Genomic DNA, 25,266 nt, shown 5'->3' on the forward strand with positions numbered 1-25,266 from the left:
GGTGTCCAACGCTGTGGTTCGCTGCCGCTCACCGCCAGCCTACGAAGGGCATCGGCCGTAGGCTGGTGGTGAGCGCAGCGAACCCCAGCTTCATCTCAGAAATCTTCCGGCTGGCGGAGGTGGAAGTCCGTGGCCTGCTGGAACCGGTGCGCGGCATTCAGCAGCTTGCCCTCGCCGAAGTAGTTGCCGATCAACTGCAGGCCCACCGGCATGCCGGCCTCGCCGAAGCCGCAGGGGATGCTCATGCCGGGCAGGCCCGCGAGCGATCCCGGCAGCGTGAAGATGTCGGCCAGGTAGTCCGCCACCGGATCGCCGCCGTGCTCGCCCAGATGCCAGGCCACGGTCGGCGCGACCGGGCCGGCGATCACGTCGCACTCCTTGAACGCGGCCTGGAAATCGTCGGCGATCATGCGGCGGATCTTCTGCGCCTGCAGGTAGTAGGCGTCGTAGTAGCCGTGCGAGAGCACGTAGGTGCCCACCATGATGCGGCGCTGCACCTCGGCGCCGAAGCCTTGCGCGCGCGTCTTCTTGTACATGTCCAGCAGGTCGCCGTAGTCCTTGGCGCGGTGGCCGAACTTCACGCCGTCGAAGCGCGAGAGGTTCGAGCTCGCTTCGGCCGGCGCGATGATGTAGTAGACCGGGATCGCCAGCTCGGTGCGCGGCAGCGAGATCTCGACGCGCCTGGCGCCCAGCTTCTCGTACTGGCGCAGGGCCGATTCGATCGCGGCGCGCACGTCCGCCGACACGCCTTCGGCCAGGAATTCCTTCGGCACGCCGATGCGCAGGCCCTCGATGGAATCCTGCAACGGGCGCGTGAAATCTTCCGCCGGAACGTCCAGCGAAGTGGAATCGCGGTCCGGATCCGGCCCGCAGAGGGCGGACAGCAGCAGCGCGCAGTCTTCCGCCGTGCGCGCCAGGGGCCCGGCCTGGTCGAGGCTGGAGGCGTACGCGATCATCCCGTAGCGCGACGCGCGCCCGTACGTGGGCTTGATGCCGGTGATGCCGCAGAAGGAGGCCGGCTGGCGGATCGAGCCGCCGGTGTCGGTGCCGGTCGCCGCTGCCGCGAGGCCCGCCGCCACGGCCACGGCGCTGCCGCCGGAGGAGCCGCCGGGGATGCGGCTCTTGTCCCACGGATTCCTGACCGGCCCATAGGCGGAATTCTCGTTGGAGGAGCCCATGGCGAACTCGTCGCAATTGAGCTTGCCCAGGGTCACGGTGCCCGCGTCGGCCAGCCGCCGCACCACCGTCGCATCGAAGGGCGAGCGGTAGCCGGCGAGCATCCTCGAGCCGGCGGTGCTCGGGAAATCGCGCGTGACGAAGATGTCCTTGTGGGCGATCGGCACGCCGGTGAGCGGCGCGCCCTCGCCCGAGGCGATGCGCTCGTCGGCGGCGCGCGCCTGCTTCAGCGTGCATTCCTCGTTGGTGGCGAGGTAGGCGCCGAGGTCCGCATGCGCCCTGACGCGCCCGAGGTAGTGGCCGGCCAGTTCGACCGCGGACACCTCCCTGGCTTTCAGCCTGCGCGCCAGTTCGGCGACGGTCAGTTGGTGCAATTGCTTCACTCGATCACCTTCGGCACGAGGAACAGCCCGCGCTCCACGGCCGGCGCGCTCCTCTGGTTCGCCTCGCGCGCGTTCGGCTCGTTCGCGACGTCCTCGCGCAGGCGCAATGCGACCTCGCGCACGGCGGCCACGGGGTGGGTGAGCGGCTCCACGCCGGAGGTGTCCACCGCGCGCATCTTCTCGACGATCGCGAAGAAGCCGTTGATCTGGGAGAGCATGCGCTCGCTCTCCTCGGGATGCAGGTCCAGCCGGGCCAGGTGCGCGATGCGCGCGATGTCTTGGGAGTTCAGGGACATGGTGAGAAATAGTCTTGCGCCACAACGGCTTGTAACGCGCGCGCACGGTGCGCACGGCGGGTCCGGCACAGGGGATCGGGTATTATCCCGCCTTCGGCGAGCGGTGCTCCGCCGCCCGGTGCAACGGCCGCGCAAAGCGGCCGCTTTCGCAGAAGAAACGAGGAATTCCCCAATGTTCGGAGCTTTCCGACGCTACTTGTCCACGGACCTGGCCATCGACCTGGGTACCGCCAACACCCTGATCTTCGTACGCGACAAGGGGATCGTTCTCGATGAGCCTTCCGTGGTGGCCATCCGCCACGAGGGTGGCCCGCAAGGCAAGAAATCGATCCAGGCCGTCGGCCACGAGGCCAAGGCCATGCTGGGCAAGGTCCCCGGCAACATCGAGGCCATCCGCCCGATGAAGGACGGCGTGATCGCCGACTTCACCGTCACCGAGCAGATGCTCAAGCAGTTCATCAAGATGGTCCACCCCCGGTCCGTCCTGAGGCCCAGCCCGCGCATCATCATCTGCGTGCCCTGCGGTTCCACCCAGGTGGAGCGCCGCGCCATCCGAGAATCGGCGCTGGGCGCCGGCGCCTCCGAGGTGTACCTCATCGAGGAGCCGATGGCCGCCGCGATCGGGGCCGGCCTGCCGGTGTCCGAGGCCTCGGGTTCGATGGTCGTCGACATCGGCGGCGGCACCACGGAGGTCGGGGTGATCTCCCTGGGCGGCATGGTCTACAAGGGCAGCGTGCGGGTGGGCGGCGACAAGTTCGACGAAGCCATCATCAGCTACATCCGCCGCAACTACGGCATGCTGATCGGCGAGCCCACCGCCGAAAGCATCAAGAAGCAGATCGGCTCCGCCTTCCCCGGCAGCGAGGTCAAGGAGATGGAAGTCAAGGGCCGCAACCTCTCCGAGGGCGTGCCGCGCAGCTTCACCATCAGCTCCAACGAGATCCTGGAAGCGCTGACCGACCCGCTGAACAACATCGTGTCGGCGGTGAAGAACGCGCTCGAGCAGACCCCGCCGGAACTGGGCGCCGACATTGCCGAGCGCGGCATGATGCTCACGGGCGGCGGTGCGCTGCTGCGCGACCTCGATCGCCTGCTCGCCGAGGAAACCGGCTTGCCGGTGCTGGTGGCCGAAGACCCCCTGACCTGCGTGGTGCGGGGCTGCGGCATCGCGCTGGAACGCATGGAACGGCTGGGTTCGATCTTCACGAGCGAGTGATCGTCTGACGTCCCCGCCTCAGCGGGGCGGGGCACAATCGCGACCATGCCCTTAGGCACCCTCGATCGCACGCCTCCGCCGTTTTTCAAGCAAGGACCCTCGGCTCTCTCGAAGCTGATGGTCTGCAGCGCGCTGGCGCTGTTCCTGATGGTCGCCGACGCGCGCTTCAAGATCACGCAGCCGGTGCGCTCCGCCATGGCCACGGTGCTGTTCCCGGTGCAGTGGGTCGCGATGCGGCCGGTGCTGGCCGTGCGCACCGCGCAGGACTACTTCACCACCCTCAACACCGCGCTGCGCAACGAGGAGGCGGCCCGCCGCAAGCTGGTGCTGCAGTCGCAGCGCGCCAACCAGGTGGAACAGCTCGCGCTGGAGAACGCCCAGTTACGCAAGTTGCTCCAGCTGCGCGAGCGCCTGAACACGCCGACGCAGGCGGCCGAAGTGCTCTACGACGCCGCCGACCCGTACACCCGCCGGGTGATCATCGACAAGGGCATGGCGCAGGGCATCGACGCCGGCTCGCCGGTGATCGACGAATCGGGCGTGCTCGGCCAGGTCACGCGCGTGCATCCGCTCATCAGCGAAGTGACCCTGGTCACGGACTCCGAGCAGGCCATCCCCGTCATCAACACCCGCACCGGCGTGCGCGGCATCACCTATGGCGATGCGGGCCGCTACGGCAGCGGCGGGCTGGAGCTGCGCTACATGGCCGCCAACGCGGACGTGCAGGCCGGCGACCTGCTCACCACCAGCGGCGTGGACGGCGTCTACCCGCCCGGCATCCCGGTGGCCAGGGTGACGCGGGTGGAGCGCCGGCCGGATTCGGCCTTCGCCAAGATCGTCTGCAACCCGCAGGCGCTGGTGGACGGCGCGCGCCACGTGATGGTGCTCAAGCCGCTGCTGTCGCAGATCCCGCCGCGGCCCGCCCCCGAGGATCCCGCGCCCGTCGCCAGGAAGGGCCGCAAGTGAGGGAAGCGAACGCATGATCATGCGACCCGGGCAGCCGCTGCTGCTGCCGGCCAACCCCTTCTTCATCTGGCTCACGCTGATCTTCGCGATGATGATCAACATGCTGCCCCTCGGCCGCCTGCCCTGGATGCCGGACGTGCTGGCGGTGGTGGTCGTGTTCTGGAGCGTGCACCAGCCGCTGCGCATCGGCGTGATCGCCGCCTTCGTGTTCGGCCTGGCCGTGGACGTGCACCAGGCCTCGCTGCTGGGCCAGCATGCGCTGGCGTACACCACGCTGAGCTACTTCGCGATCACCATCCACCGGCGGCTGCTGTGGTTCACCGTGCCGTCGCAGGCGGTGCAGGTGCTGCCCCTGTTCGCGGCCGCGCACGGCATCGAGCTGGCCATCCGCATGATCGGCGGCGCGCCCTTTCCCGGCACCAGCTTCCTGCTGGCGCCCGTGGTCGAGGCGGCGCTGTGGCCGGTCGTGAGCGTGCTGCTGCTGCTGCCGCAACGCAGGGCGCCCGATCCGGACGAGAATAGGCCGCTCTAGAAGGTCTGAAGTCCCATGACCGAACTGCGCAACGTCGAAGCCGACCTCTCCCGATTCCGGGCGCGCGTGCTGGTCGCGAGCGTCGCCGTGCTCGTCCTGTTCGTGCTGCTGCTCACCCGGCTGGTGGTGCTGCAGGTCGTGCGCCACGAGGAGCTCGACGAGCAGGCCGAGGCGAACCGCACGGCGATCGTGCCGATCGTGCCGAACCGCGGCCTGATCCTCGATCGCAACGGCATCGTGCTGGCGACCAACTACTCCGCCTACACGCTGGAGATCACGCCGTCGCGCCTGGCGCGCCCGCTGGACACGGTGGTCGACGAACTCGCCCAGATCATCGAGATCCAGGCGCGCGACAAGCGCCGCTTCAAGAAGCTGCTGGAGGAAAGCAAGAGCATCGACTCGCTGCCGATCCGCACCAAGCTCACCGACGAGGAGGTGGCGCGCTTCACCGTGCAGCGCTTCCGCTTCCCGGGCGTGGACATCAAGGCCCGCCTGTTCCGCAACTACCCCTACGGCGAGCTCGCCAGCCACGCCATCGGCTACATCGGCCGCGTGAACCAGGCCGAGAAGAAGCAGATGGAGGACTGGGAAGAGGAAGACCAGGCCAACTACCGCGGCACCGAATACATCGGCAAGCTCGGCGTGGAGCAGAGCTACGAGAAGCAGCTGCACGGCATCACCGGCGTGGAGCAGGTCGAGACCTCCGCCGGCGGCCGCGCGGTGCGCAAGCTGGCGTCGACGCCGGCCACGCCCGGCAACACCGTGCGGCTGTCGATCGACATCAAGCTGCAGAAGCTGGTGGAGGATCTGTACGGCGACCGCCGCGGCGCGCTGGTCGCCATCGACCCGAAGACCGGCGAGGTCCTCGCCTTCGTCAGCAAGCCCACCTTCGACCCGAACCTGTTCGTCGACGGCATCGACCAGGAGAACTGGGCGGCGCTCAACGAGTCGATCGACAAGCCGCTGCTCAATCGCGCGCTGCGCGGCACCTACCCGCCGGGATCGACCTTCAAGCCCTACATGGCGCTCGCCGCGCTGGAGACCGGCAAGCGCCGCCCCGAGCAGGCGATCTCCGACCCCGGCTTCTTCTGGTTCGGCGGCCACCAGTTCCGCGACGACAAGCCGGGCGGCCACGGCACGGTGGACATGTACAAGTCCATCGTCCAGTCCTGCGACACCTACTACTACATCCTGGCCAACGACATGGGCGTGGACCTGATGCACGAGCAGCTGTCGCACTACGGCTTCGGCGAGATCACCGGCATCGACATCCAGGGCGAATCCAAGGGCCTGCTGCCCTCCACCGAATGGAAGCGCAAGGCCTACCGCCGGCCCGAGCAGCAGAAGTGGTACGCGGGCGAGACCATCTCGCTGGGCATCGGCCAGGGCTACAACAACTTCACGCCGCTGCAGATGGCCACCGCGATGGCGACGATCTCCAACCCGGCGGGCGCGCGCATGCAGCCGCACCTGGTCAAGGAGATCGTCGACACCACGACCAAGAAGGGCGAACCGGTGGCGCCGCAGCAGGTCGGCCAGCTCACGGCCAAGCCGGAGAACCTGGCGATCATCCGCAAGGCGATGGTGGGCGTGACGATCGAGGGCACGTCGGCCGCCGCCTTCCGCGGCGCCGGCTACACCAGCGGCGGCAAGACCGGCACCGCGCAGGTGGTGGGCATCGCGCAGGGCGCGAAGTACAGCCACGCCAACACCGAGGAGCGGCACCGCGACCACGCGCTGTACATCGCCTACGCGCCGGCCGAGGACCCGAAGATCGCGATCGGCATGATCGTGGAGAACGCCGGCTTCGGCGCCGCCGCCGCCGCGCCGATCGCGCGCCGCGCCTTCGACTACTACCTGCTGGGCCAGTACCCGAGCGAGGAAGACATCGCCGCGGTGAAGGTGGGCAAGGCCACCACGCCGATCGGCACGCCGCGCCCCGCTGCCGAATTCGCCTGGCCGCCCGCCAACAGCGCCGCCGCCGGCGCGCCCGCCACCCCGGCGAGCGCCGGCGCCATGCCCGTGGCCGCGGTGCCGACCGGCCAGCTGATCGCGGCCGCCTTCTCGCCGGTCGCGCATGCCACGGTGGGCATCCCCACCGCGGGCACGACGCTGTGGGTGCCGCGCTGGCGCGAGGCGCCGGCCTACGGCCCGGGCGCAGGCGCGAAGCCCGCGGCCGCAGCCGCGAAACCCGCGACCGCCGCCGCCTCGGCCGCCAAGCCGCTGCGCATCGCGAACCGGAATGCGCCCGCGCGGCCCGCGCCGCCGCTCAGAGCGCCGCCGGAACCGTCATCGGGTGGTCCGGCCACTCCTGCGGCACCTGCGGAGTGATCCCCGAGGCCTGCAGCAGCCAGGTCGTCACCGCTTCCGGCATCGCCATCACGTGGCCCGGGAAGCCCCCGGAGGGGAAGCCCACGTGGCCGCCTTCGGGCGGCTGCCAGAGCGTCATCGAGCTGCTGACGTCCTTCGGCTTCGGCAGGCTGGCCGCGGGCACGAAGGGGTCGTTGAGCGCGTTGAGCGCCAGCGCCGGGATGCGGATGCGGTGCAGGTGCGGCTTGGCCGAGGCGCGCGACCAGTAGTCCTCGGTGCTGGTGAAACCGTGCACCGGCGCCGTGAAGATGCTGTCGAACTCGTAGAGGTCGCGCGCGCGCATCAGCGCGTCGCGGTCGAACAGGCCCGGGTGCTGGGCCCACTTCTGCAGCGCCTTGGGCTTCATGGTGTGCAGGAACATGGTCGTGTAGACCATCCGGTTGAAGCCGCGGCCGATCCGGTACCCGCCCGCCATCAGGTCCAGCGGCGAACTGACCGCCGCCACGGCCTGCGCGATCTCCGCTCCCCGGTCGCCGACTTCCGCCGCCCACCGCAGCAGCGCATTGCCGCCCAGCGACACGCCCACCGCCACGATCGGCCCCTTGTGCTGCTGGCGCAGCCGCCGCAGGATGAAGTCGACCTCCTCGTGGTCGCCCGAGTGGTAGGCGCGCGGCGCCAGGTTGGGCTCGCCGCTGCAGCCGCGGAAGTGCGGCACGACGTAGGTGAGCTTGCCGCGCCAGGCGACGTCCGCGAAGGCCTCCGAGTAGTGGCTGCGCGACGAGCCTTCGAGGCCGTGGAACAGCACGATCAGCGGCCGCCGCGTGGAGACGTCGTTGGCCAGGAAATCGAGGTCGACGAAATCGCCGTCGGGCGTGGGCCAGCGGGCGCGCCGATAGGCCGGCACCGGCCCGCGCGTGCGATGCGCGAACACGGCCGGCCAGATCGTCTGCAGGTTGCCCCCCGGCAGCCACCACGGCGCCGAGTAGGCCTGCATGAACTCGCTAGTGAAGGACCGATGGCGCATCCGACACTTCCTGGATATCGCTCGTGGTGCCCGGGCTGGCATGGTGGGCCACCAGCCGCCAGCCCTGGGCGGTGCGGTGGTAGATGTTGGTCGCGATCACCCAGGCGTTGCCGGGGCCGGCGGGCGTGAGCACCTCCACCCGTTCGACCAGGTTGTGCACGCTGGCGGCCACGGAGACGATCTTGCGCACCCGCTCCGGCCAGGCCCGCACGGGGCCTTCGGCGAACATGGCCTCGAAGGTCGCCCGAATGGCTGTTGCGCCGACCACACGGGGGCCGCCGGGGTGAATACAGAAGATTTCATCTTCATCCGCCCAGCATGCCATCAGCTTCTCGATGTCCCCACGCTGGAGGGCATCGTAGAACGCGGCTTCCACCTCGTCGGCATCACCGTCGAGACTGGCCGCCTGGAGCTTCGACTTGCGCATGGTTACATGTTTCTCCTGATTGTGCCCAAGCTTGCTCATCCAAGCCAGCGGCGCACCACGTCGTCCATCTCGCCTTGTGAAGCCTGCCACACCAGTTCCGGCGCCGCCACGTGGATGCCGGGGCGGGCACGGCGCAGCGCGAGCGCCAGCAATTGGGCCACCTTGACCGCCCGCACCGGCTGTTCGGCCGACGGCACCATGTACTTGAACACGCCGAGCATCCAGTGCGCCAGCCGCGCCAGGGGGTGCGAATGCCGCTGCAGCACCGGTTTGCGCGCCGAGCGCACGATCAGCAGCCGCTCGAAGCCGAGGCTGGCCACCGCGTGCTCGTCCAGGCTGGCAAGCCCCCGCTTGAGCGCGTCCGGAAGGCGCCCTGGCGCGTGCGGCAGCACCACGGCCAGCGTGCGCACGCCGCTGACGCGCAGCCAGCGAGCGAGTGACGGCAGTTGCCCGGGCGCGGGCGTCCACAACGCGCGTTCGCGGTCGTAGAACAGCCGCGGCGGATCGAACAGCACCACGCCGATGTCGGCCCGCGCCAGCGGCCACTGCTGCGGATCGTCCCCCGGCACGAGCAGCGTCTGCACGTTGCGCATGCCTTCGGTGACGGGCTCGCGCGCGAGCACCTGCGTGTTCGCATACACCGACGAGCCGGCGAGCCGGCGCAACACTTCGTTGCCGAGTGCGCCCGTCGCGCCGGCGATGAGCAGTCGCGGCCCGGCCACGGAGGGCGCGACGCGCGAAGCCGCTTGCAGCACTTGAAGCGGGTCCTGCCGCATCCCAACTATGCTACCGTTTGATGTTCTGCCGAGGTAAGGAACCGACATGAAGAAGTGGCTGCTGATCCTGGCCTTGCTCGCATCCCTTTCCGGTTGCGGCTACAACGACTTCCAGCGCCTGGACGAACAGACCAAGTCCGCCTGGAGCGAGGTGCTCAACCAGTACCAGCGCCGCGCGGACCTGGTGCCCAACCTCGTGGCCACCGTCAAGGGCGAGGCGAACTTCGAGCAGGACACGCTCACCAAGGTGATCGAGGCGCGCGCCAAGGCCACTTCGGTGCAGGTCACGCCCGAGACGCTCAACAACCCCGAGGCGTTCCAGAAGTTCCAGCAGGCGCAGGGCGAACTCTCCAGCGCGCTGTCGCGGCTGCTGGTGGTGAGCGAACGCTACCCGGACCTGAAGGCCAACCAGTCCTTCCGCGACCTGCGCGTGCAGCTCGAAGGCACGGAGAACCGCATCACCGTGGCGCGCAACCGCTACATCCAGGCGGTGCAGCAGTACAACGTGCTGGCGCGCAGCTTCCCGACCAACCTCACGGCCATGGTGTTCCACTACGAGCCGAAGGCCAGCTTCACGGTGCAGAACGAGGCGCAGATCTCCGTGCCGCCGAGCGTGGACTTCAGCAAGCCGGCGGCCCCCGCGACGGCGCCCGCTTCTCCCGCGCGCTGAGGCGATGCCCATGATGCGGAGGCTGGGCTGCGCGCAGCGCACACCAGCTGCGGCGCCGGTGGACACCATCGGTGCTGGTGTTCGCGGCGCGAAGACCGGCCTGCGGGCTTTCGCGGCCCTGCTCCTCCTGTGGGTGGCCGGTGCCTGCTTCGCGCAGGACGTGCTGCCCGTGCCCGAGCTCTCCGCCCGCGTCGTCGACCAGACCGGCACGCTCGATGCCATCCAGCGCAAGGGCCTGGAAGACAAGCTCGCGGCCTTCGAGCAGAAGAAGGGCACGCAGATCGTGGTGCTGCTGGTGCCCACCACGCAGCCGGAGGACATCGCCAGCTACGCGAACCGCGTCGCCAACGCCTGGAAGATCGGCCGCAAGGAGGTCGGCGACGGCATCGTCGTGATCGTGGCGAAGGACGACCGCAAGGTCCGCATCGAGGTCGCCAAGACGCTGGAAGGCGCGGTGCCGGACCTTGCCGCCAAGCAGATCATCGACGACGCGATCACGCCGCGCTTTCGCCAGGGCGACTTCGCGGGCGGCCTGCAGGCCGCGGCCGACCAGCTGATCGCGCGCATCTCGGGCGAGGCCCTGCCCGCGCCGGCGCAACCGAAGACGCCCGGGCAAGAGCAGGGCGGCGACGGCTTCGACTGGTTCGACCTCGCGATCCTGCTGTTCATCGCGGTGCCCGTCGCCGGCGGCGTGCTGCGCGGCATGTTCGGGCGCAAGCTCGGCTCGCTGGTCACCGGCGGCGGCATCGGCTTGCTGGCCCTCCTGTTCACGTCCAGCGTGGTGGTGGCGGCGATCGCGGCCATCGTGGCCCTGCTGTTTTCCATCCTGTCCGGCGGCAGCGGGCCCCTGGGCGGCCGCCGCGGCGGCTGGGGCGGCCCGGTCATCTTCCCCGGCGGCGGCGGCGGCTGGGGTGGTGGCGGCGGCGGCGGCTGGGGCGGCGGCGGCGGCGGCGGCGGCTTCAGTTCGGGCGGCGGCGGCGACTTCGGCGGCGGCGGCGCGTCGGGAGACTGGTGATGATGCAACGCATCCGGCGCCTGCTGCGCCACCGCTGGCTCGACGAATCCGACACGCGGCGCGCGATCCCGCCCGCGCTCGCGCAGCGGCTGGCCGAGCGCGTGGCCGCGAGCGAGCGCCGCCACACGGGTGAGGTGCGCATCTACATCGAAGCCGGCCTGCCCCTGAGCTACCTCTGGCGCGGCGCGACACCGCGCGAGCGGGCCATCGCCATGTTCGGCAAGCTGCGCGTATGGGACACCGAGCACAACAACGGCGTGCTCATCTACCTGCTGCTGGCCGAACACGCCATCGAAGTGGTGGCCGACCGCGGCCTGGCGCGCCACGTGCCGCAGGAGCAGTGGCAGCAGATCGTGCAGCGCATGGGCGGCGCCTTCCGCGCGGGCCGCTACGAGGAAGGGCTCGCGCAGGCCGTCGACGCCGTCTCGGCGGTGCTGGTGCGCCATTTTCCGCTGCGCGACGGCGAGGCGAATCCGAACGAATTGCCGGACCGACCCGTGCTCGGTTGACCGCCGCGCCGTGCGCCTGACGGGCGCGCGTCGCCTTCGGCGGGTTCTAGTCGCGCACTTCGCCGTTCGGCTTGAGCAGCGCCATGCCCACGTAGCTGCCGCCGTGGCGGAAGTTGGGCTTGAAGTCGACGATGTAGCCGCCGGCGTCGTAGCGCCCGAGCGCGGACAGCGACTTGTGCAGGGAAGCGCGCGTGACGTTGCTGCCGGCGCGCCGCATGCCTTCGGTCAGCACCTTGGCGGCGATGCAGGACTCCAGGGCCGTCACCGACATCAGCTCCTTGTAGCCGGCGCCGGTCCAGGCCTCGTTGCACTCGCGCACCACGGCCACCGAGTGCGAACGCGGGGTCGGCACCGTGATCGCCACCGACACGCCGCTCGCGTCCGGGCCCAGCGCCTTGGCGAGCTGGCTCGCGCCCGCGAACGACAGGCTGGTGGTCATGTAGGCGCGGCCCTGCGCCTTGAGCTTCTTCAGCATCTGCGCGGCGGGTGCATAGAGCGTCGTCACCACCAGCACGTTGGGTTCGGAGGCGATCACGTCGCGCACGTTCGCATCGGTCACGTCGGCATTGCGCTTGATCGCCACCGAGACCGGCTTGCGGTCGTACTTCTTGAGCACCTGGGCCACGGTCTCGAAGTTCTGCTTGCCCACGGTGTCGTCGTAGTGCAGCACCGTCACCTTCGTGTTGCCGAGGTTGCCCCAGAAGTTGATGATCTTGCCGATCTCGTCGGCATAGGTGGCGCGCACCGTGTAGACGTAGTCGTTCTGCTTGCGGATGGTGTCGGCGCCGGTGAACGGCGCGAAGAAGGGCACCTTGTGCTCGGCCACTTCCGGCATCGCGGGAATGCTGAGGGTGGACGACGCATACCCGAACAGCGCCACGGCGTTGTTCTCCTCCACCAGCTTCTTGGTGTTCTCGGCCGACAGCTTGGTGTCGTTGCGGTCGTCGAGCGTCACCAGCTTGATCTTGCCGCCGGCGACGCCGCCGGCGTCGTTCACCTTCTTGAAGTAGGCCAGCGCACCGTTGCGGATGTCGTTGCCGAGTTCGGCGTTGCCGCCGGTGAGCGGCGCCGACTGGCCGACGACGATGTCCTGGGCCAGGGCCGGCGCTGCGGCGAGCAGCAGCGTGCAGGCAAGGATACGCATGGGGGGAATTCTCCTCACAACGAGCAGGAAAGCCGTCTGGAGCGGCCGTTTGGGCCAAGCTTACTCCTGCTCGGCGGTCCGCACGCTCGGGACAGACCCGAACTGCCAAGGATGAGCCAGCGGCGGGGCGCGCGCGCAACACGGCGCGGCGCGCCTGCGGCAGCATTGGGGCGTCCCACTGCAGCACCATGAGTGATCCCTGGCCCCGCACCCTCTGGATCGTCCGCCACGGGCAAAGTGCCGGCAACGTCGCGCGCGACGCCGCCGAGGCGGCCGGCCACGCGCTGATCGACATCGAGCACCGCGACATCGACGTGCCGCTGTCGCCACTGGGCGTGGAGCAGTCGAGGGCGCTCGGCCGATGGTTCGCCGGCCTGCCCGCGCAGCACCGCCCGCAGGTCGTGCTGTGCTCGCCCTACGTGCGCGCCCGCCACACGGCAGGGCTGATCCTGGAGGAGGCGAGGATGCGGCCCGGGGCGGACGTGCGCCTGCGGGTCGACGAGCGCCTGCGCGAGAAGGAGTTCGGCATCCTGGACCGCCTGACCAAGGTCGGCATCCAGCAGAAATACCCGGAGCTCAACGACCAGCGCTCGCACGTCGGCAAGTTCTACTTCCGCCCGCCCGGCGGCGAAAGCTGGTGCGACGTGATCCTGCGCCTGCGCAGCCTGACCGAGATGATGACCCGCGAGCATTGCGGCGAGCGCGTGCTGGTGGTGGCGCACCAGGTGATCGTCAACTGCATGCGCTACCTGCTGGAGAACCTCGACGAAGGGCAGATCCTGGCGATCGACAAGCTCGGCGACGTGCCCAACTGCGCCGTGACGTCCTACCAGCTCGATCACGTCGCGCGCTGCCTGCAGCTGGACCTGGTCAACTTCGTGGCGCCGCTGATCGAGGCCGGCGCCCCCGTCACAGCGGAAAAGGACGTGCCCGCGGCGCCGAAGCCATGACCGATGCCGTCGACGAAGACCTGCTGCGCGCCTGGCCGCTGCCCGAGCCGGACGGCGACGCCGACAAGGAGGACCGCGGCCGGGTGCTGGTGCTGGCCGGCAGCCGCGAGATGCCCGGCGCGGCGATCCTCGCGGCGACGGCGGCGCTGCGCGCCGGCGCCGGCAAGCTGGTGATCGCCACGCCGCAGTCGGTGGCCACGGTGGTGGCCGCGGCCGTGCCCGAGTCGCGCGTGATCGCGCTGCCCGAAGGCTCCGAAGGCGCGCCGACCCTGGCCGGCCTGCCGGCGCTGCAGGCCATCGCGCCGTCGCTGGGCGCGGTGCTCATCGGCCCCGGCATGATCGGTCCGCAGTCGACGATCCTCTTCGTGCAGGCGGTGCTGCCCCTGTTCAGGCACGCCGTGGTGCTGCTCGATGCACTGGCGATGGATGCCGTGCAGGCGATGACGCGCTTCTCCCAGCCCGTGATCCTCACCCCGCACGCGGGCGAGATGGCGCACCTCACGGGGGCCGAGAAGGAGGACCTGCAGGAGGAACCGCAGTCCTGCGCCTGCCGGCGCGCGGCGGCCTGGAACGCGGTGGTGGCGCTCAAGGGCGCAACCACCTGCATCGCGCGAGCGGACGGCCGCTGCTGGATCCACCGCACCCATGCGCCGGGGCTGGCCACCTCCGGCTCCGGCGACGTGCTGGCGGGGATCATCGCGGGGCTGGCCGCGCGGGGCTGCCCGCCCGAGCAGGCGGCGGTGTGGGGCGTGGCCCTGCATGCGCGCGCCGGCGAGGCGCTGGCGCAGCGGCAGGGGACGCTCGGCTACCTCGCGCGCGAACTGCCGGCGCAAGTGCCGGCCCTCCTGCAGGCGCTGCGGCCGCGGCCTTGAGCGACGGCTAGGAGCCTGGGCGGCAGAGAAACGGGCCTGCGTTTCTCTGCCGCCCAGGCTCCTAGGAGGCCTTGGCGCGCTGCGCGTCGCCCGTGGCGAGCACGTCGTCGTGCACCAGCCGGAACACGCCCTTGCGCGGCTGCAGCCGCTGCCCATCGAGCTCCCAGAACCTGCGCCCCAGCGGGGTGAGCAGGAATTCGCGGCGGCGGTCCACGCGCCCCGCGCCCAGCACGCTCTTGAGCACCACGTAGCGGATCTCGCCCAGCGGCGACAGGATCACCGTGCAGCCCCCATGGTGCGTGAACCCCGGCCCGTCGGCGCTCGGCGCGACGTGCATGGCCTGCGTGACCTCCGCCACCAGGTCGAACACGATCTGGCCGTTGGGCCCTGCGCGCCGCGCGGTGCGGATCGATTCGACGGTGGGCGGGTCCACGCGGTGCGGGCCGAGCCGCTTGTCGTCCGGCGCCGCCAGCCCGAACTCCTCCAGCCGCTCGGGCTGCGTGACGAAGCGGCCCAGGGCGGCGGCCTGCCGCCGCAGCTCGTCGACGCTGGCCGCCTGGGCCGGATCGCCCTGGAAGCGCAGCGTGGCGAAATCGAGGCCGCGCACGGGCGGCAGGTCGATGCGAGGGCCCCTCCACACCAGCGAATCCTCGGACAGGTGCTGTGCCGAGCGCGGGTAGATGCGGCGCCGGCGGAACGCGTCGATCAGCGCGCCGCGGTAGTCCCAGGTGTCGTCCGGCACCAGGTCGCAGTCCGCCGTGATCAGCGCCCGCAGGTAGTCGCCGAACATCATCCCGGTGGGCGGGCAGTAGTCGATCGCGCGGATGCAGATCGAGAGGAACTGGCTGGCGATCTTGCCGGCCCTGGCCGCGAGCAGCTGCTGCAGGTCGTGCGGCAGTTCGCCGGGCGGCAGCACGCCGGTGCCGCCGGTGGCCAGGCGCACCATCGCCGCGGTCTTGCGGCGGAACACGGTGCCGAAGGCCTCGAAGATCGCGCTCACCAGCACCGCGCCGAGTTCGTGCGGCTCCAGGTTGTCGCGGTACTGGCGCGGCTCGCCATGCTGCTCCAGCGCGGTGCGCAGCGGCCCCTGGCGGCCGCCCGCGCGGCTGAACTGGCTGGCGACCTGGCCCAGGAGTTCCGCCTGCTCCACTGCGCCGTGGCACTGGCGGATCGCGGTGCGCACCACTTCCGGGTAGCTGAAATGCTGGAACACGGCCATCAGGTCCGCGAAGGCTTCGTGGAAGGCGATGATGTCCGGGTTGGTGGGGGCCATGAAGTGCGCGCGCAGGCCGTCCAGCAGCGCGTGCGTCATCTCGTGCACCACGATGTCGTGCGACAGGCAGGTGAACACGATGCCGCCGGCGAGCGTGCGGTCGGCCGGGTGCTCGCCCGCGGGGAAGTAGCCGAAGTGCAGCTCGCCGTGGTCGTCCACCCGCTCGTAGTAGGCATTGGCCTCCTGCGCGTAGTGCGGGCGGATCACCAGCCGCGCCGGCGCGACCGGCCCGCCGAAGCTCCAGCCCGGCGTGCGCCCGAGCGCCGTGCGGAACGTGGAGTACACGTTGCTGCACACCGCGTACACCATCTGCTGGTGGAAGCGCGGGTCCGACGGCGAGGGATCGTAGCCGTCGGCCATCAGCACGTTGCGCTCGTCGAGGTTCGCCTGGCGCAGGCTGCGTCCGCTGGCGGGATCGGTGTCCACCACCTCCAGCAGGCTGCCGACCGGGCCCGGCTCCAGCGGCTCGTACGCCACGTTGACCGTGGCGATGGCCGCCTCGAGCCGGGACTGTGCCGGGTCGACGGTGAAGATGCGCAGCGGCCGGTACAGCGGCTCGTCGGCCTTGCGTTCGTGCGGCTTGACCGGCGCCCGCAGCACGCCCGCGCCGATCGTGTAGAGGCCGCCTTCTCCCGGGTAGCGCGTGCCCGCGGGCAGGAGGCTCTCGACATCCTGCGCGACGCGGCTGGCCGCATCGGCGGCCACCGCCTGCGACGTGCTCGCCACGGGCTCCTGCGCCATGCTCAGCGCCCGGCCAGCGCCTGCACGGACTGCGCCAGTGCCTGCACGGCCTGCACCAGCGCGGCTTCGCGCGAGCCAGCGCCGGGCGGGCACGCGTCCACCGCACGGCCGCCGCCGGCGAGCGGCAGCAGCAGCGGCGCCGCGCGGGCGCCCGAGGCGCAATCCAGCATCGGCCGCTGCTGCGCGTTGCTGCCGAACTCGGTGAGCACCGCCTGCAGGAAGGCCTCGTTGCTCAGGCCCTGGATGCCGCGCCCGAGCACGCGCGCCGCGCGCCGCGTGAACTCGCCGTTGCCCCCGCTTTCCAGCGCCACCTCGGTGTCGAGGCAGGCGGAGAACTTCACGTGCCGCATCGCCTCGGCCCCGCCGGTACCGCCGGCGCGCACCTCGCGGGTGAGCGAGGCGTTCTGCTGCCGGAACTCCGCATGCGCCTGGTCGAGTGCCGGGCTCGGCGGCACGTAGCGCGCCTTCGTCCCCGGCGGCACGGCCAGCGCGCCCGGCTCCAGGCCGACGGCGAAACGGGTGTTGGTGCCGGAGTGGCAGCAGTCCATAAACACGGTGAGGTTGACGCCCTCCGGCAAGGTGGCGAACACGCGCGCGATGTCGTCGTCGATGAAGAGCGCGCCGCTGGCGAAGTCCACCGGGCACAGCGCCTCGTCGCGCCCGTCGGTCTCGTCGCCGTCGAGGTCCGCGACATTGGTGCCGTGACCCGCGTACTGCAGGACGATCACGTCGCCGGCGCGGCTCTGGCCGATCAGCTCGCGCAGCGCGGCGTCGATGCCGGCGCGCGTGGCCTGGCCGTTGACCAGCATGCGGGTCTGGAAGCCCAGCCGCGTGAGCGCGCCAGCCCAGGTCTGCGCGTCGTTGACGCAGCCGCTCAGGCGGTGCTGCGGGTTGGGGTACTCGTCGACGCCGATGCACAGCGCGATGCGGCGGCCGTCGCCGGCAGGCGCAGCAGCGATCGCAGGCGGCTGCGGGGCGGCGGGCTCCAGCGGCGGGACGTAGGGCGGCACCGGCGCCGGGGCGGGACTCGTCGCCCAGGGCGGCGTCCATTTCCAGCCCCAGCGGCTCGCCGGCGCCGCGGGCGCCTGGAAGCCGGCCGGCCAGTCCACCTCCTCCACCCAGCCGCGCTGCCCCTGCACGGGGGGCCGGTACTCGGTGATGGGGTCGGCGTCGGCCTTGTCCAGCACGCGGCGCACGATGCTGTTCATCGTCGGCGCATCGTCGTCGAAGTCGCCGTGCTTGTGCGACCGGCTGGCCGAGCGCCCGCTATCGGAATCGGTGACGGACCAGATCACTTCGTTGCTGCCTGCCTGGGGAGCATCGAGGCCGAAGAAGGCGCGCAGGTCGGCGTCGCGGCGCAGGCTCTCCTCGAGGCCGAGGATCGGCGTCCTGCGCCTGTCCTCCAGCGCGTGGTGGATCAGGTACAGCAGCGACTTGCGGTAGACCTCGGCGCAGTTGTCCTTCAGCTCGAAGTCGCGCAGCATCGTGTAGATCGTCGTCTTCGCGGCCAGCCCCTGCTGCAGCCGCTGCAGCAGCTGCGCCTTGAAGGTGTCCACCCGGATCGCCGGCGCCATCAGGTGCAGGGACTGGAAGGCGGGCACGCCGAGGTCCTGCGCGGCGGGCAGGAACCAGGCGTGGAAGATCGAGCCGGCGCTGTGCCCCACGGCGTGCAGGTCGACGCCCTTGCCGTTGCCGTCGCAGAACTTCTTGAGCTGCTGCGCGACGTACCAGGCGCCGCCGATGGGGGCACCCGGGCTCGGCTTGTCCGCGGCGCGCTCGGCGCTCCATTTCATGCTGCCCCAGATGCGCACGCCCTGCAGCGCGCGCGCCAGCTCCTCGATCATGAAGTCGCTCACATCGGCGAGGCCGCGGCGGCCGCCGACGGCGCGCTCGAGGATCTGCCCGATGGTCTCGAAGAAGCCCGTCTCCCAGAGGAAGTAGATCGGGTAGACGCCGTTGTCCTTCCACCATTGCACGTGCTTGTGCGCGATGCGCAGCCCGCTGCTCTCCGACACCAGGCCGCCGTGGGCGAAGAAGACGACGCGCGCCTTGCCGCCCTGGTGCTGCGCCAGCCAGCGGGGCAGGTGCTGCTGGAAGATCGCGTCCACGTCCTCGGGCGTCGAGCTCATCTCGCCTTCGCTGGAGAACTTGCCGGCGCGCAGGTTCACCAGGTGCGGCCGCAGCGCCGCGAGCGTGGCGGGGTCGAGGCCGGAGTCCCGCGGCTGCGCGCCTTGGAGTTCCACCAGCGCGCCTTCGCGGCCCTGCGCTTCGAGGTGGTCTTCGGCGCACACATGGTCCGCGTCGGCGCGTTCGCCGCCGAGGTCGGTGACGCGGCCCAGCGCACGGATCGCCTGCTGGATTGCGAGGTCGTCGTCGTCGGGGAACGGGGAGCGGGCGCCCGCCGCCTCCACCTCGCGTGCACCCTGCGCTGCCTGCAGCGCCTGCCCCGCCTGGGCGACGCCCTGCAGCACGTCCTGGTACCGGATGGCCGAACCCGGGCAGGTCTTGGGACCCATCATGTTGTGCAGGCGCAGCGTGCCGGGCTCGAGGCCGAACTGCTGCTGCACGAGCGCGATCACCTTGAACGCCGTGTCGCGCTGCGGGCCGTCGAAGGTGTCGTGGCCGGGGCCGGCATCGAAGTCGCCGACCATCTCGAACATGAACGGCCCCGCGGTGCTGTTGCCGTTGTGCCCGCTGGCGCTGGCGGGCGGCAGGTTCCAGTTGCGGCCCAGCCAGATCAGGCCCTGCGGGTCGATCGTGATGTGCTGCGCGATGTCGCTCCACCCGTTGGTCTGGGTGTGGAAGCGCCACATCGCGACGATCGAATCGTGGCCCTTGAACTGCTGGCGGTTCGGCCGCCAGGTGTGGTGCATGTGCACCGCGTTGATCCGGCGGTGGAATGGAAACTTCTGCAGCAGCGCAGCGAACTGCTCGAGGGTCAGGCGCTGGAAGGTGGGCGTGGGCATCGCGTTCTCTCCTCCGGGGGTCCCTGCCGCAATGTAAGTGCCGATGCTCAGGGGGGCCACCCTCGGATGGACGAGAACCTTAAGAGAAACACCTAACACCCGCCCCTCCCAGCCGCCCCTCCAAAGGGGGAGGGGCAACCGCAATAAAAAAGCCCCGACCTTTCGATCGGGGCTGCAGTGCGCGGGTTTTTAGCGCGTTCTTGTTTCGTGAGAGCGATTCTTCTTCTTCGTCGTGGTTCTTCTTATTTCTTGCGCAGGTACTTGCGCAGCGCCGCCATTTCGGCGGCCGCCACGGCAAGCTCGGATTGGGCGCGGGCGATGTCGATGTCGCTCTTGGCGTTCTTCAACGCCTCTTCGGCTGCACGCTTGGCCTCGTTCGCCTTCTCCTCGTCCAGGTCCTTGCCGCGGATGGCGGTATCGGACAGCACGGTCACGCGGTTCGGCTGCACCTCCAGGATGCCGCCGGCCACGAAGATGAACTCCTCGTTGCCGTCGGCCCGCTCGATGCGCACCGAGCCGGGCTTCACGCGCGTGATCAGGGGCGTGTGGCGCGGGTAGATGCCCAGTTCGCCGGCTTCGCCGGGCAGCGCGACGAAGCGCGCTTCACCGGAGAAGATCGACTCCTCGGCGCTCACCACGTCGACGTGGATGGTGTGCGTGGTGTCTACCATGGCTTACGCCGCCAGCTTCTTGGCCTTCTCGAAGGCCTCGTCGATGGTGCCGACCATGTAGAAGGCCTGCTCGGGCAGGTGGTCGCATTCGCCGGCCACGATCATCTTGAAGCCGCGGATGGTCTCGGCCAGCGGCACGTACTTGCCGGGCGAGCCTGTGAACACTTCGGCCACGTGGAAGGGCTGCGACAGGAAGCGCTGGATCTTGCGGGCGCGGGCCACGGCCAGCTTGTCTTCCGGCGACAGTTCGTCCATGCCCAGGATGGCGATGATGTCGCGCAGTTCCTTGTAGCGCTGCAGGGTGGCCTGCACGGCGCGGGTCGTGGTGTAGTGGTCTTCGCCGACGACGTTGGGGTCGACCTGGCGGGACGTGGAGTCCAGCGGGTCCACCGCGGGGTAGATGCCCAGCGAGGCGATGTCGCGCGACAGCACCACGGTGGCGTCCAGGTGGGCGAAGGTGGTGGCGGGGGACGGGTCGGTCAGGTCGTCCGCCGGCACGTACACGGCCTGGATCGAGGTGATCGAGCCGACCTTGGTGGACGTGATGCGCTCCTGCAGGCGGCCCATTTCCTCGGCCAGCGTCGGCTGGTAGCCCACGGCGGAAGGCATCCGGCCCAGCAGGGCGGACACTTCCGTGCCGGCCAGCGTGTAGCGGTAGATGTTGTCCACGAAGAACAGCACGTCGCGGCCTTCGTCGCGGAACGATTCGGCGATGGTCAGGCCGGTCAGCGCCACGCGCAGGCGGTTGCCCGGTGGCTCGTTCATCTGGCCGTACACCATGGCCACTTTCGACTCGGCCAGGTTCTCCAGGTTCACGACGCCGGAATCGGCCATCTCGTGATAGAAGTCGTTGCCCTCGCGGGTGCGCTCCCCCACGCCGGCGAACACCGACAGGCCCGAGTGCGCCTTGGCGATGTTGTTGATCAACTCCATCATGTTCACGGTCTTGCCCACGCCGGCGCCGCCGAACAGGCCGACCTTGCCGCCCTTGGAGAACGGGCACATCAGGTCGATCACCTTGATGCCGGTTTCCAGCAGTTCCTGCGAGGGCGACAGTTCGTCGTACGCGGGGGCCTTGCGGTGGATCGGGGCGGTCAGGGTCTGGTCGACCGGGCCGCGCTCGTCGATCGGGTGGCCCAGCACGTCCATGATGCGGCCCAGCGTGGCCTTGCCCACCGGCACCGTGATCGCCGCGCCGGTGTTGTACACCGTGTAGCCGCGACGCAGGCCCTCCGAGGAGCCCAGCGCAATGGTGCGGACCACGCCGTCACCCAGCTGCTGCTGCACCTCCAGCGTCAGCGCGCTGCCTTCCATCTTCAGCGCGTCGTACACGCGCGGCATCTGGTCGCGCGGGAACTCGACGTCGACGACGGCGCCGATGCACTGAACGATCTTTCCTTGACTCTGAGCCATCTCTAACGCTCCAATTATTTAAACGGCCGCGGCCCCGGACACGATCTCCGAAAGTTCTTTCGTGATCGCCGCCTGGCGCGTCTTGTTGTAGACCAGCTTGAGCTCGTTGATCAGGTTGCCGGCGTTGTCCGTGGCCGCCTTCATGGCGACCATGCGGGCCGACTGCTCGGAGGCCATGTTCTCGGCCACCGCCTGGTACACGAGGCCCTCGACGTAGCGCAGCAGCAGCTCGTCGATCACGGACTTCGCGTCCGGCTCGTAGATGTAGTCCCAGCCCGGCTCGCCCTTGTCGGCCTGCAGCTTGCCCTCGTCGAGGGGCAGCAGCTTCTCGAGCACCGGCTCCTGGCGCATGGTGTTGATGAACCTGGTGTACGAGATGTACACCGCGTTCAGCTTGCCTTCCGCGTACTGGTCCAGCAGGACCTTCACCGGGCCGATCAGGCGCTCGAGGTGGGGCGTGTCACCGAGCTGGGTGACATGCGAGACCACCGGGGCGCCGATGCGGTTCAGGAAGCCGAGGCCCTTGTTGCCGATCGCCACGCTCTGCACGCTCGAGCCCTGCTCCTGCAGTTCGCGCAGCTTCTGGGTCACCATCCGCAGCACGTTGGTGTTCAGGCCGCCGCACAGCCCCTTGTCGGTGGACACCACGATGATCCCCGCCGCCTTCGCGTCGCTGTGGCGCATGAAGGGGTGGTGATACTCGGGGTTGGCCTTGCCGAGGTTGGCGGCGATGTTGCGCACCTTGTCGCTGTAGGGGCGGGCCGCACGCATGCGTTCCTGCGCCTTGCGCATCTTGGACGCGGCCACCATTTCCATGGCCTTGGTGATCTTCTTGGTGTTCTCCACCGATTTGATCTTGCCGCGTATTTCCTTGCCTGCAGCCATTGCCGTCCTTTAGTCAGTTGGGGACAGAGCAGTCGCTCCGCTTCCTGGTCTGTCCCGCAAAGTTGCTGGATGTGGCCTTAAGCGAAGGTCTTCTTGAACGCTTCGATCGCGCTGGTCAGCTCGGCCTCGGCATCCTTGTCGAGGGCCTTGCTGGTTTCCAGCTTGTTCAGGAGCGCCGCGTTCTTGTCCTTCAGGAAGGCGTGCAGGCCGTGCTCGAAGGGCAGCACCTTCTTGACGTCGATGTCGTCGAGGTAGCCCTTGTTCACCGCGAACAGCGAGGCGGCCATCAGCGAGATCGGCAGCGGGCTGTACTGCGGCTGCTTGAGCAGTTCCGTCACGCGGGCACCGCGATCGAGCTGCTTGCGCGTGGCCGCGTCGAGGTCGGAGGCGAACTGCGCGAAGGCGGCCAGCTCGCGGTACTGCGCCAGGTCGGTACGGATACCGCCGGACAGGCCCTTGATCAGCTTCGTCTGCGCGGCACCGCCCACCCGCGACACCGAGATACCCGCGTTGATGGCGGGACGGATGCCGGCGTTGAACAGGTTGGTTTCCAGGAAGATCTGGCCGTCGGTGATCGAGATCACGTTGGTCGGCACGAACGCGGACACGTCGCCGGCCTGCGTCTCGATGATCGGCAGCGCGGTCAGCGAGCCGGTGCGGCCCTTGACTTCACCCTTGGTGAAGGCTTCCACGTAGTCGGCGTTCACGCGCGCGGCGCGCTCCAGCAGGCGGGAGTGGAGATAGAACACGTCGCCGGGATACGCTTCGCGGCCCGGGGGACGGCGCAGCAGCAGCGAGACCTGGCGGTAGGCGACGGCCTGCTTGGACAGGTCGTCATAGATGATCAGCGCGTCCTGTCCGCGGTCGCGGAAGTACTCGCCCATCGTGCAGCCGGAGTACGCCGAGACGTACTGCATGGCGGCGGATTCGGAGGCGGACGCGGCGACCACGATGGTGTATTCCATCGCGCCGTTGGCTTCCAGCGCGCGCACGATGTTCTTGATCGTGGACGCCTTCTGCCCGATCGCGACGTACACGCAGGTCATGTTCTGACCCTTCTGGTTGATGATCGTGTCGACCGCGACGGCGGACTTGCCGGTCTGGCGGTCGCCGATGATCAGCTCGCGCTGGCCCCGGCCGATCGGCACCATGGAGTCGATGGCCTTCAGGCCGGTCTGCACCGGCTGGTCGACCGACTTGCGCGCGATCACGCCGGGAGCGACCTTCTCGATCACGTCCGACATCTTGGCGTTGATCGGGCCCTTGCCGTCGATCGGCTGGCCCAGGGCGTTCACCACGCGGCCGATCAGTTCGGGGCCGACGGGCACTTCGAGAATGCGGCCCGTGCACTTGACGGTGTCGCCTTCGGAGATGTGCTCGTACTCGCCCAGGATCACCGCGCCGACGGAGTCGCGCTCCAGGTTCAGCGCGAGGCCGAACGTGGGCGTGCCATCCGCGGTGGCGGGGAATTCCAGCATTTCGCCAGCCATCGCATCGGACAGGCCGTGGATGCGGACGATGCCGTCGGTCACGGAGATGACCGTGCCCTGGTTGCGGATGTCGGCGCTGGCGGCCAGGCCTTCGATCCGGCTCTTGATCAGTTCGCTAATTTCAGCGGGATTGAGCTGCATGACTCGTTCCTTGTGTCCTTGGGAGCGGGGACAGCCTCAGGCCGTCAGCGCAACTTTCATTTGTTCCAGGCGGGCGCGGACCGAGGTGTCCAGCACTTCGTCTCCCACCACGACACGGATGCCGCCGATGAGGGACGGGTCTTCCTGCACGGTGAGATTGAGCTTACGGCGAAAACGCTTCTCGAGTGCCTGAGCAACGGAGCCCAGTTGCTCCTGCGGGATCGGGAAGGCGCTGTACACCATGGCATCGGATGAGCCGCTCTGCGCGTTCTTCATCTCGCGGAACTGGCGCGCGATTTCCGGCACGGCAGCCAGGCGCCCGTTGTCGATCACCGTGCGCAGGAAGTTCTGCGCCGGCGCGGGCAGCTGCACGCGCGCGACATCGCTGACGACGTCGTACACCTGCTCGTTGCCGACCTTGGGGTTGTCCGCGAACTGCAGCAGCTGGGGCTGGCTCGCCACGACAGCGAGCGCATCCAGCCACTGCGCGGTTGCGGCCAGGTCCTGGCCGGCCGACTTGAACAGCGCTTCGGCGTAGGGGCGGGCGATGGTGGCGAGTTCGGCCATGGCTTCAGGCGAGTTCGGTCTGCAGGCGGTTCAGCAACTCGGCGTGCACGCCGGCGTTGACTTCTCGCTTCAGGATCTGCTCGGCTCCCTTGACGGCCAGCATCGCGACCTGCTCGCGCAGGGCTTCGCGGGCGCGCACGGTCTGCTGCTCGGCATCGGCGCGGGCGGCGGCGACGATCTTGTTCGCCTCTTCCGTCGCACGGCCCTTCGCCTCTTCCACGATGGCCTGCGCGCGGCGCTCGGCATCGGCCAGCAGCTGCGCAACCTCGGCGCGAGACTTCGCCAGTTCCTGCTCCACCTTCTTGTCGGCTTCCTGCAGCTCGGCCTTCGCCTTGTCGGCGGCCGCCAGGCCTTCGGCGATCTTGCGCGCGCGCTCGTCGAGCGCCACGGCGATCGGCGGCCACACGAACTTCATCGTGAACCCGACCAGGATCAGGAAGACGATGATCTGAATGATGAGGGTACCGGTGATGCTCACTTTGTCATCCTTGTTCCCGCGAGCCTCTCGGGTGGCGCGGAAAGGGGTTGGACCATCAGGATGGCGACTTACTTCGGCAGGTTGGCGATCTGGGCCAGGAACGGGTTGGCGGTGGCGAACCACAGCGCGATACCCGTGCCGATGATGAAGGCCGCGTCGATCAGGCCGGCCAGCAGGAACATCTTGGTCTGCAGTTCGTTCATCAGCTCGGGCTGGCGGGCGGCCGACTCGAGGTACTTGCTGCCCATGACGCCGATGCCGATGCAGGCGCCGATGGCACCCAGACCGATGATCAGGCCGGCGGCCAGGGCGACAAAGCTGATAACTTCCATGATTGCTCCTAAGGACTTGGGTTTACGAGGGGAAAAGGGGTAA

General features: G+C 69.4%; 24 protein-coding genes. 9 read left to right on the top strand and 15 right to left on the bottom strand.

Going from position 1 to position 25,266, the window contains the following annotated elements:
* Positions 1 to 95 precede the first annotated feature (95 nt).
* Positions 96 to 1,559, bottom strand: a complete 1,464-nt coding sequence (gatA, locus tag WG923_RS10945; RefSeq protein WP_340350989.1) for an Asp-tRNA(Asn)/Glu-tRNA(Gln) amidotransferase subunit GatA — start codon at positions 1,557 to 1,559, stop codon at positions 96 to 98.
* Positions 1,556 to 1,855: an Asp-tRNA(Asn)/Glu-tRNA(Gln) amidotransferase subunit GatC gene (gatC, locus tag WG923_RS10950; protein ID WP_340350990.1), complete on the bottom strand. Its 300-nt coding sequence runs from the start codon at positions 1,853 to 1,855 to the stop codon at positions 1,556 to 1,558. Before gatC ends, gatA begins: the two co-directional genes overlap by 4 nt.
* A 172-nt stretch (positions 1,856 to 2,027) precedes the next feature.
* Here gatC and WG923_RS10955 point away from each other — a divergent pair, with 172 nt between their 5' ends.
* The 4 genes from WG923_RS10955 to mrdA are packed head-to-tail and all read left to right on the top strand — an operon-like array spanning position 2,028 to position 6,900.
* A complete protein-coding gene (locus tag WG923_RS10955) occupies positions 2,028 to 3,071 on the top strand; it encodes a rod shape-determining protein (RefSeq protein WP_340350991.1) in 1,044 nt (347 codons plus the stop codon).
* A 45-nt stretch (positions 3,072 to 3,116) separates the two neighbouring features.
* The gene (mreC, locus tag WG923_RS10960; RefSeq protein WP_340350992.1) at positions 3,117 to 4,037 is read left to right on the top strand and encodes a rod shape-determining protein MreC; all 921 of its coding nucleotides are present in this window, start codon (positions 3,117 to 3,119) and stop codon (positions 4,035 to 4,037) included.
* A gap of 13 nt (positions 4,038 to 4,050) precedes the next feature.
* Positions 4,051 to 4,569 carry a rod shape-determining protein MreD gene (mreD, locus tag WG923_RS10965; protein ID WP_340350993.1) on the top strand — a complete coding sequence of 173 codons (519 nt, stop codon included), beginning with the start codon at positions 4,051 to 4,053 and terminating at the stop codon, positions 4,567 to 4,569.
* Positions 4,570 to 4,584: 15 nt separating this feature from the next.
* Positions 4,585 to 6,900, top strand: a complete 2,316-nt coding sequence (gene mrdA, locus WG923_RS10970) for a penicillin-binding protein 2 (protein WP_340350994.1) — start codon at positions 4,585 to 4,587, stop codon at positions 6,898 to 6,900.
* On the opposite strand, the gene WG923_RS10975 is transcribed toward mrdA, so the two are convergent.
* Genes WG923_RS10975 through WG923_RS10985 form a run of 3 tightly spaced genes read right to left on the bottom strand, consistent with a single transcriptional unit; the run spans position 6,839 to position 9,106 of the window.
* Positions 6,839 to 7,903, bottom strand: a complete 1,065-nt coding sequence (locus WG923_RS10975; RefSeq protein WP_340350995.1) for a YheT family hydrolase — start codon at positions 7,901 to 7,903, stop codon at positions 6,839 to 6,841. The two genes, mrdA and WG923_RS10975, sit on opposite strands and share 62 nt — an antisense overlap.
* Positions 7,881 to 8,330, bottom strand: a complete 450-nt coding sequence (locus WG923_RS10980; RefSeq protein WP_340350996.1) for a YybH family protein — start codon at positions 8,328 to 8,330, stop codon at positions 7,881 to 7,883. Before WG923_RS10980 ends, WG923_RS10975 begins: the two co-directional genes overlap by 23 nt.
* 35 nt (positions 8,331 to 8,365) lie before the next feature.
* Positions 8,366 to 9,106, bottom strand: a complete 741-nt coding sequence (locus tag WG923_RS10985) for a hypothetical protein (RefSeq protein ID WP_340350997.1) — start codon at positions 9,104 to 9,106, stop codon at positions 8,366 to 8,368.
* A gap of 46 nt (positions 9,107 to 9,152) precedes the next feature.
* Between WG923_RS10985 and WG923_RS10990 the strand changes: the two genes are divergently transcribed.
* The 3 genes from WG923_RS10990 to WG923_RS11000 are packed head-to-tail and all read left to right on the top strand — an operon-like array spanning position 9,153 to position 11,300.
* The gene (locus tag WG923_RS10990; RefSeq protein WP_340350998.1) at positions 9,153 to 9,776 is read left to right on the top strand and encodes a LemA family protein; all 624 of its coding nucleotides are present in this window, start codon (positions 9,153 to 9,155) and stop codon (positions 9,774 to 9,776) included.
* 13 nt (positions 9,777 to 9,789) lie between these two features.
* Positions 9,790 to 10,791 (top strand): TPM domain-containing protein, encoded by a 1,002-nt coding sequence (locus WG923_RS10995; protein ID WP_445322918.1) that lies wholly within the window; start codon positions 9,790 to 9,792, stop codon positions 10,789 to 10,791.
* Positions 10,791 to 11,300, top strand: a complete 510-nt coding sequence (locus WG923_RS11000) for a TPM domain-containing protein (protein WP_340351000.1) — start codon at positions 10,791 to 10,793, stop codon at positions 11,298 to 11,300. The genes WG923_RS10995 and WG923_RS11000 overlap by 1 nt, the downstream gene beginning before the upstream one ends.
* A 46-nt stretch (positions 11,301 to 11,346) precedes the next feature.
* On the opposite strand, the gene WG923_RS11005 is transcribed toward WG923_RS11000, so the two are convergent.
* Positions 11,347 to 12,444: an ABC transporter substrate-binding protein gene (locus WG923_RS11005; RefSeq protein WP_340351001.1), complete on the bottom strand. Its 1,098-nt coding sequence runs from the start codon at positions 12,442 to 12,444 to the stop codon at positions 11,347 to 11,349.
* 188 nt (positions 12,445 to 12,632) lie between these two features.
* Between WG923_RS11005 and WG923_RS11010 the strand changes: the two genes are divergently transcribed.
* Positions 12,633 to 13,394: a histidine phosphatase family protein gene (locus WG923_RS11010; RefSeq protein WP_340351002.1), complete on the top strand. Its 762-nt coding sequence runs from the start codon at positions 12,633 to 12,635 to the stop codon at positions 13,392 to 13,394.
* Positions 13,391 to 14,266: an NAD(P)H-hydrate dehydratase gene (locus tag WG923_RS11015; RefSeq protein ID WP_340351003.1), complete on the top strand. Its 876-nt coding sequence runs from the start codon at positions 13,391 to 13,393 to the stop codon at positions 14,264 to 14,266. Before WG923_RS11010 ends, WG923_RS11015 begins: the two co-directional genes overlap by 4 nt.
* Positions 14,267 to 14,327: 61 nt before the next feature.
* Here the strand turns inward: WG923_RS11015 and WG923_RS11020 are convergent, their stop codons facing one another.
* From WG923_RS11020 to atpE, 9 genes are all read right to left on the bottom strand, one after another.
* Positions 14,328 to 16,280 (bottom strand): hypothetical protein, encoded by a 1,953-nt coding sequence (locus WG923_RS11020; protein WP_340351004.1) that lies wholly within the window; start codon positions 16,278 to 16,280, stop codon positions 14,328 to 14,330.
* A 2-nt stretch (positions 16,281 to 16,282) separates the two neighbouring features.
* Positions 16,283 to 19,246, bottom strand: a complete 2,964-nt coding sequence (locus tag WG923_RS11025; protein ID WP_340351005.1) for a caspase family protein — start codon at positions 19,244 to 19,246, stop codon at positions 16,283 to 16,285.
* Positions 19,247 to 19,488: 242 nt separating this feature from the next.
* The gene (locus WG923_RS11030) at positions 19,489 to 19,917 is read right to left on the bottom strand and encodes a F0F1 ATP synthase subunit epsilon (protein ID WP_340351006.1); all 429 of its coding nucleotides are present in this window, start codon (positions 19,915 to 19,917) and stop codon (positions 19,489 to 19,491) included.
* Between the two features lie 3 nt (positions 19,918 to 19,920).
* Positions 19,921 to 21,330 (bottom strand): F0F1 ATP synthase subunit beta, encoded by a 1,410-nt coding sequence (atpD, locus tag WG923_RS11035; protein WP_340351007.1) that lies wholly within the window; start codon positions 21,328 to 21,330, stop codon positions 19,921 to 19,923.
* An 18-nt stretch (positions 21,331 to 21,348) separates the two neighbouring features.
* A complete protein-coding gene (gene atpG, locus WG923_RS11040; protein ID WP_340351008.1) occupies positions 21,349 to 22,215 on the bottom strand; it encodes a F0F1 ATP synthase subunit gamma in 867 nt (288 codons plus the stop codon).
* A 77-nt stretch (positions 22,216 to 22,292) separates the two neighbouring features.
* Positions 22,293 to 23,846, bottom strand: coding sequence for a F0F1 ATP synthase subunit alpha (atpA, locus tag WG923_RS11045; protein ID WP_340351009.1), 1,554 nt, complete (start codon positions 23,844 to 23,846; stop codon positions 22,293 to 22,295).
* A 36-nt stretch (positions 23,847 to 23,882) separates the two neighbouring features.
* On the bottom strand, positions 23,883 to 24,413 hold the full coding sequence (locus WG923_RS11050; RefSeq protein ID WP_340351010.1) for a F0F1 ATP synthase subunit delta: 531 nt from the start codon (positions 24,411 to 24,413) through the stop codon (positions 23,883 to 23,885).
* Positions 24,414 to 24,417: 4 nt separating this feature from the next.
* A complete protein-coding gene (locus WG923_RS11055; RefSeq protein ID WP_340351011.1) occupies positions 24,418 to 24,891 on the bottom strand; it encodes a F0F1 ATP synthase subunit B in 474 nt (157 codons plus the stop codon).
* 68 nt (positions 24,892 to 24,959) lie between these two features.
* The gene (gene atpE, locus WG923_RS11060) at positions 24,960 to 25,223 is read right to left on the bottom strand and encodes a F0F1 ATP synthase subunit C (RefSeq protein ID WP_445322915.1); all 264 of its coding nucleotides are present in this window, start codon (positions 25,221 to 25,223) and stop codon (positions 24,960 to 24,962) included.
* Between the last annotated feature and the right edge of the window lie 43 nt (positions 25,224 to 25,266).

Origin of the sequence: Ramlibacter sp. AN1133 (assembly GCF_037890035.1) — a bacterium.
Classification (GTDB): domain Bacteria; phylum Pseudomonadota; class Gammaproteobacteria; order Burkholderiales; family Burkholderiaceae_C; genus Ramlibacter.

Bases quoted from the DNA above. Each gene is read 5' to 3' on its own strand.
- gatC (WP_340350990.1), bottom strand. From the start codon at position 1,855: ATGTCCCTGAACTCCCAAGACATCGCGCGCATCGCGCACCTGGCCCGG.
- WG923_RS10955 (WP_340350991.1), top strand. From the start codon at position 2,028: ATGTTCGGAGCTTTCCGACGCTACTTGTCCACGGACCTGGCCATCGAC.
- mreC (WP_340350992.1), top strand. From the start codon at position 3,117: ATGCCCTTAGGCACCCTCGATCGCACGCCTCCGCCGTTTTTCAAGCAA.
- mreD (WP_340350993.1), top strand. From the start codon at position 4,051: ATGATCATGCGACCCGGGCAGCCGCTGCTGCTGCCGGCCAACCCCTTC.
- mrdA (WP_340350994.1), top strand. From the start codon at position 4,585: ATGACCGAACTGCGCAACGTCGAAGCCGACCTCTCCCGATTCCGGGCG.
- WG923_RS10975 (WP_340350995.1), bottom strand. From the start codon at position 7,903: ATGCGCCATCGGTCCTTCACTAGCGAGTTCATGCAGGCCTACTCGGCG.
- WG923_RS10980 (WP_340350996.1), bottom strand. From the start codon at position 8,330: ATGCGCAAGTCGAAGCTCCAGGCGGCCAGTCTCGACGGTGATGCCGAC.
- WG923_RS10985 (WP_340350997.1), bottom strand. From the start codon at position 9,106: ATGCGGCAGGACCCGCTTCAAGTGCTGCAAGCGGCTTCGCGCGTCGCG.
- WG923_RS10990 (WP_340350998.1), top strand. From the start codon at position 9,153: ATGAAGAAGTGGCTGCTGATCCTGGCCTTGCTCGCATCCCTTTCCGGT.
- WG923_RS10995 (WP_445322918.1), top strand. From the start codon at position 9,790: ATGCGGAGGCTGGGCTGCGCGCAGCGCACACCAGCTGCGGCGCCGGTG.
- WG923_RS11000 (WP_340351000.1), top strand. From the start codon at position 10,791: ATGATGCAACGCATCCGGCGCCTGCTGCGCCACCGCTGGCTCGACGAA.
- WG923_RS11005 (WP_340351001.1), bottom strand. From the start codon at position 12,444: ATGCGTATCCTTGCCTGCACGCTGCTGCTCGCCGCAGCGCCGGCCCTG.
- WG923_RS11010 (WP_340351002.1), top strand. From the start codon at position 12,633: ATGAGTGATCCCTGGCCCCGCACCCTCTGGATCGTCCGCCACGGGCAA.
- WG923_RS11015 (WP_340351003.1), top strand. From the start codon at position 13,391: ATGACCGATGCCGTCGACGAAGACCTGCTGCGCGCCTGGCCGCTGCCC.
- WG923_RS11020 (WP_340351004.1), bottom strand. From the start codon at position 16,280: ATGGCGCAGGAGCCCGTGGCGAGCACGTCGCAGGCGGTGGCCGCCGAT.
- WG923_RS11025 (WP_340351005.1), bottom strand. From the start codon at position 19,246: ATGCCCACGCCCACCTTCCAGCGCCTGACCCTCGAGCAGTTCGCTGCG.
- WG923_RS11030 (WP_340351006.1), bottom strand. From the start codon at position 19,917: ATGGTAGACACCACGCACACCATCCACGTCGACGTGGTGAGCGCCGAG.
- atpD (WP_340351007.1), bottom strand. From the start codon at position 21,330: ATGGCTCAGAGTCAAGGAAAGATCGTTCAGTGCATCGGCGCCGTCGTC.
- atpG (WP_340351008.1), bottom strand. From the start codon at position 22,215: ATGGCTGCAGGCAAGGAAATACGCGGCAAGATCAAATCGGTGGAGAAC.
- atpA (WP_340351009.1), bottom strand. From the start codon at position 23,846: ATGCAGCTCAATCCCGCTGAAATTAGCGAACTGATCAAGAGCCGGATC.
- WG923_RS11050 (WP_340351010.1), bottom strand. From the start codon at position 24,413: ATGGCCGAACTCGCCACCATCGCCCGCCCCTACGCCGAAGCGCTGTTC.
- atpE (WP_445322915.1), bottom strand. From the start codon at position 25,223: ATGGAAGTTATCAGCTTTGTCGCCCTGGCCGCCGGCCTGATCATCGGT.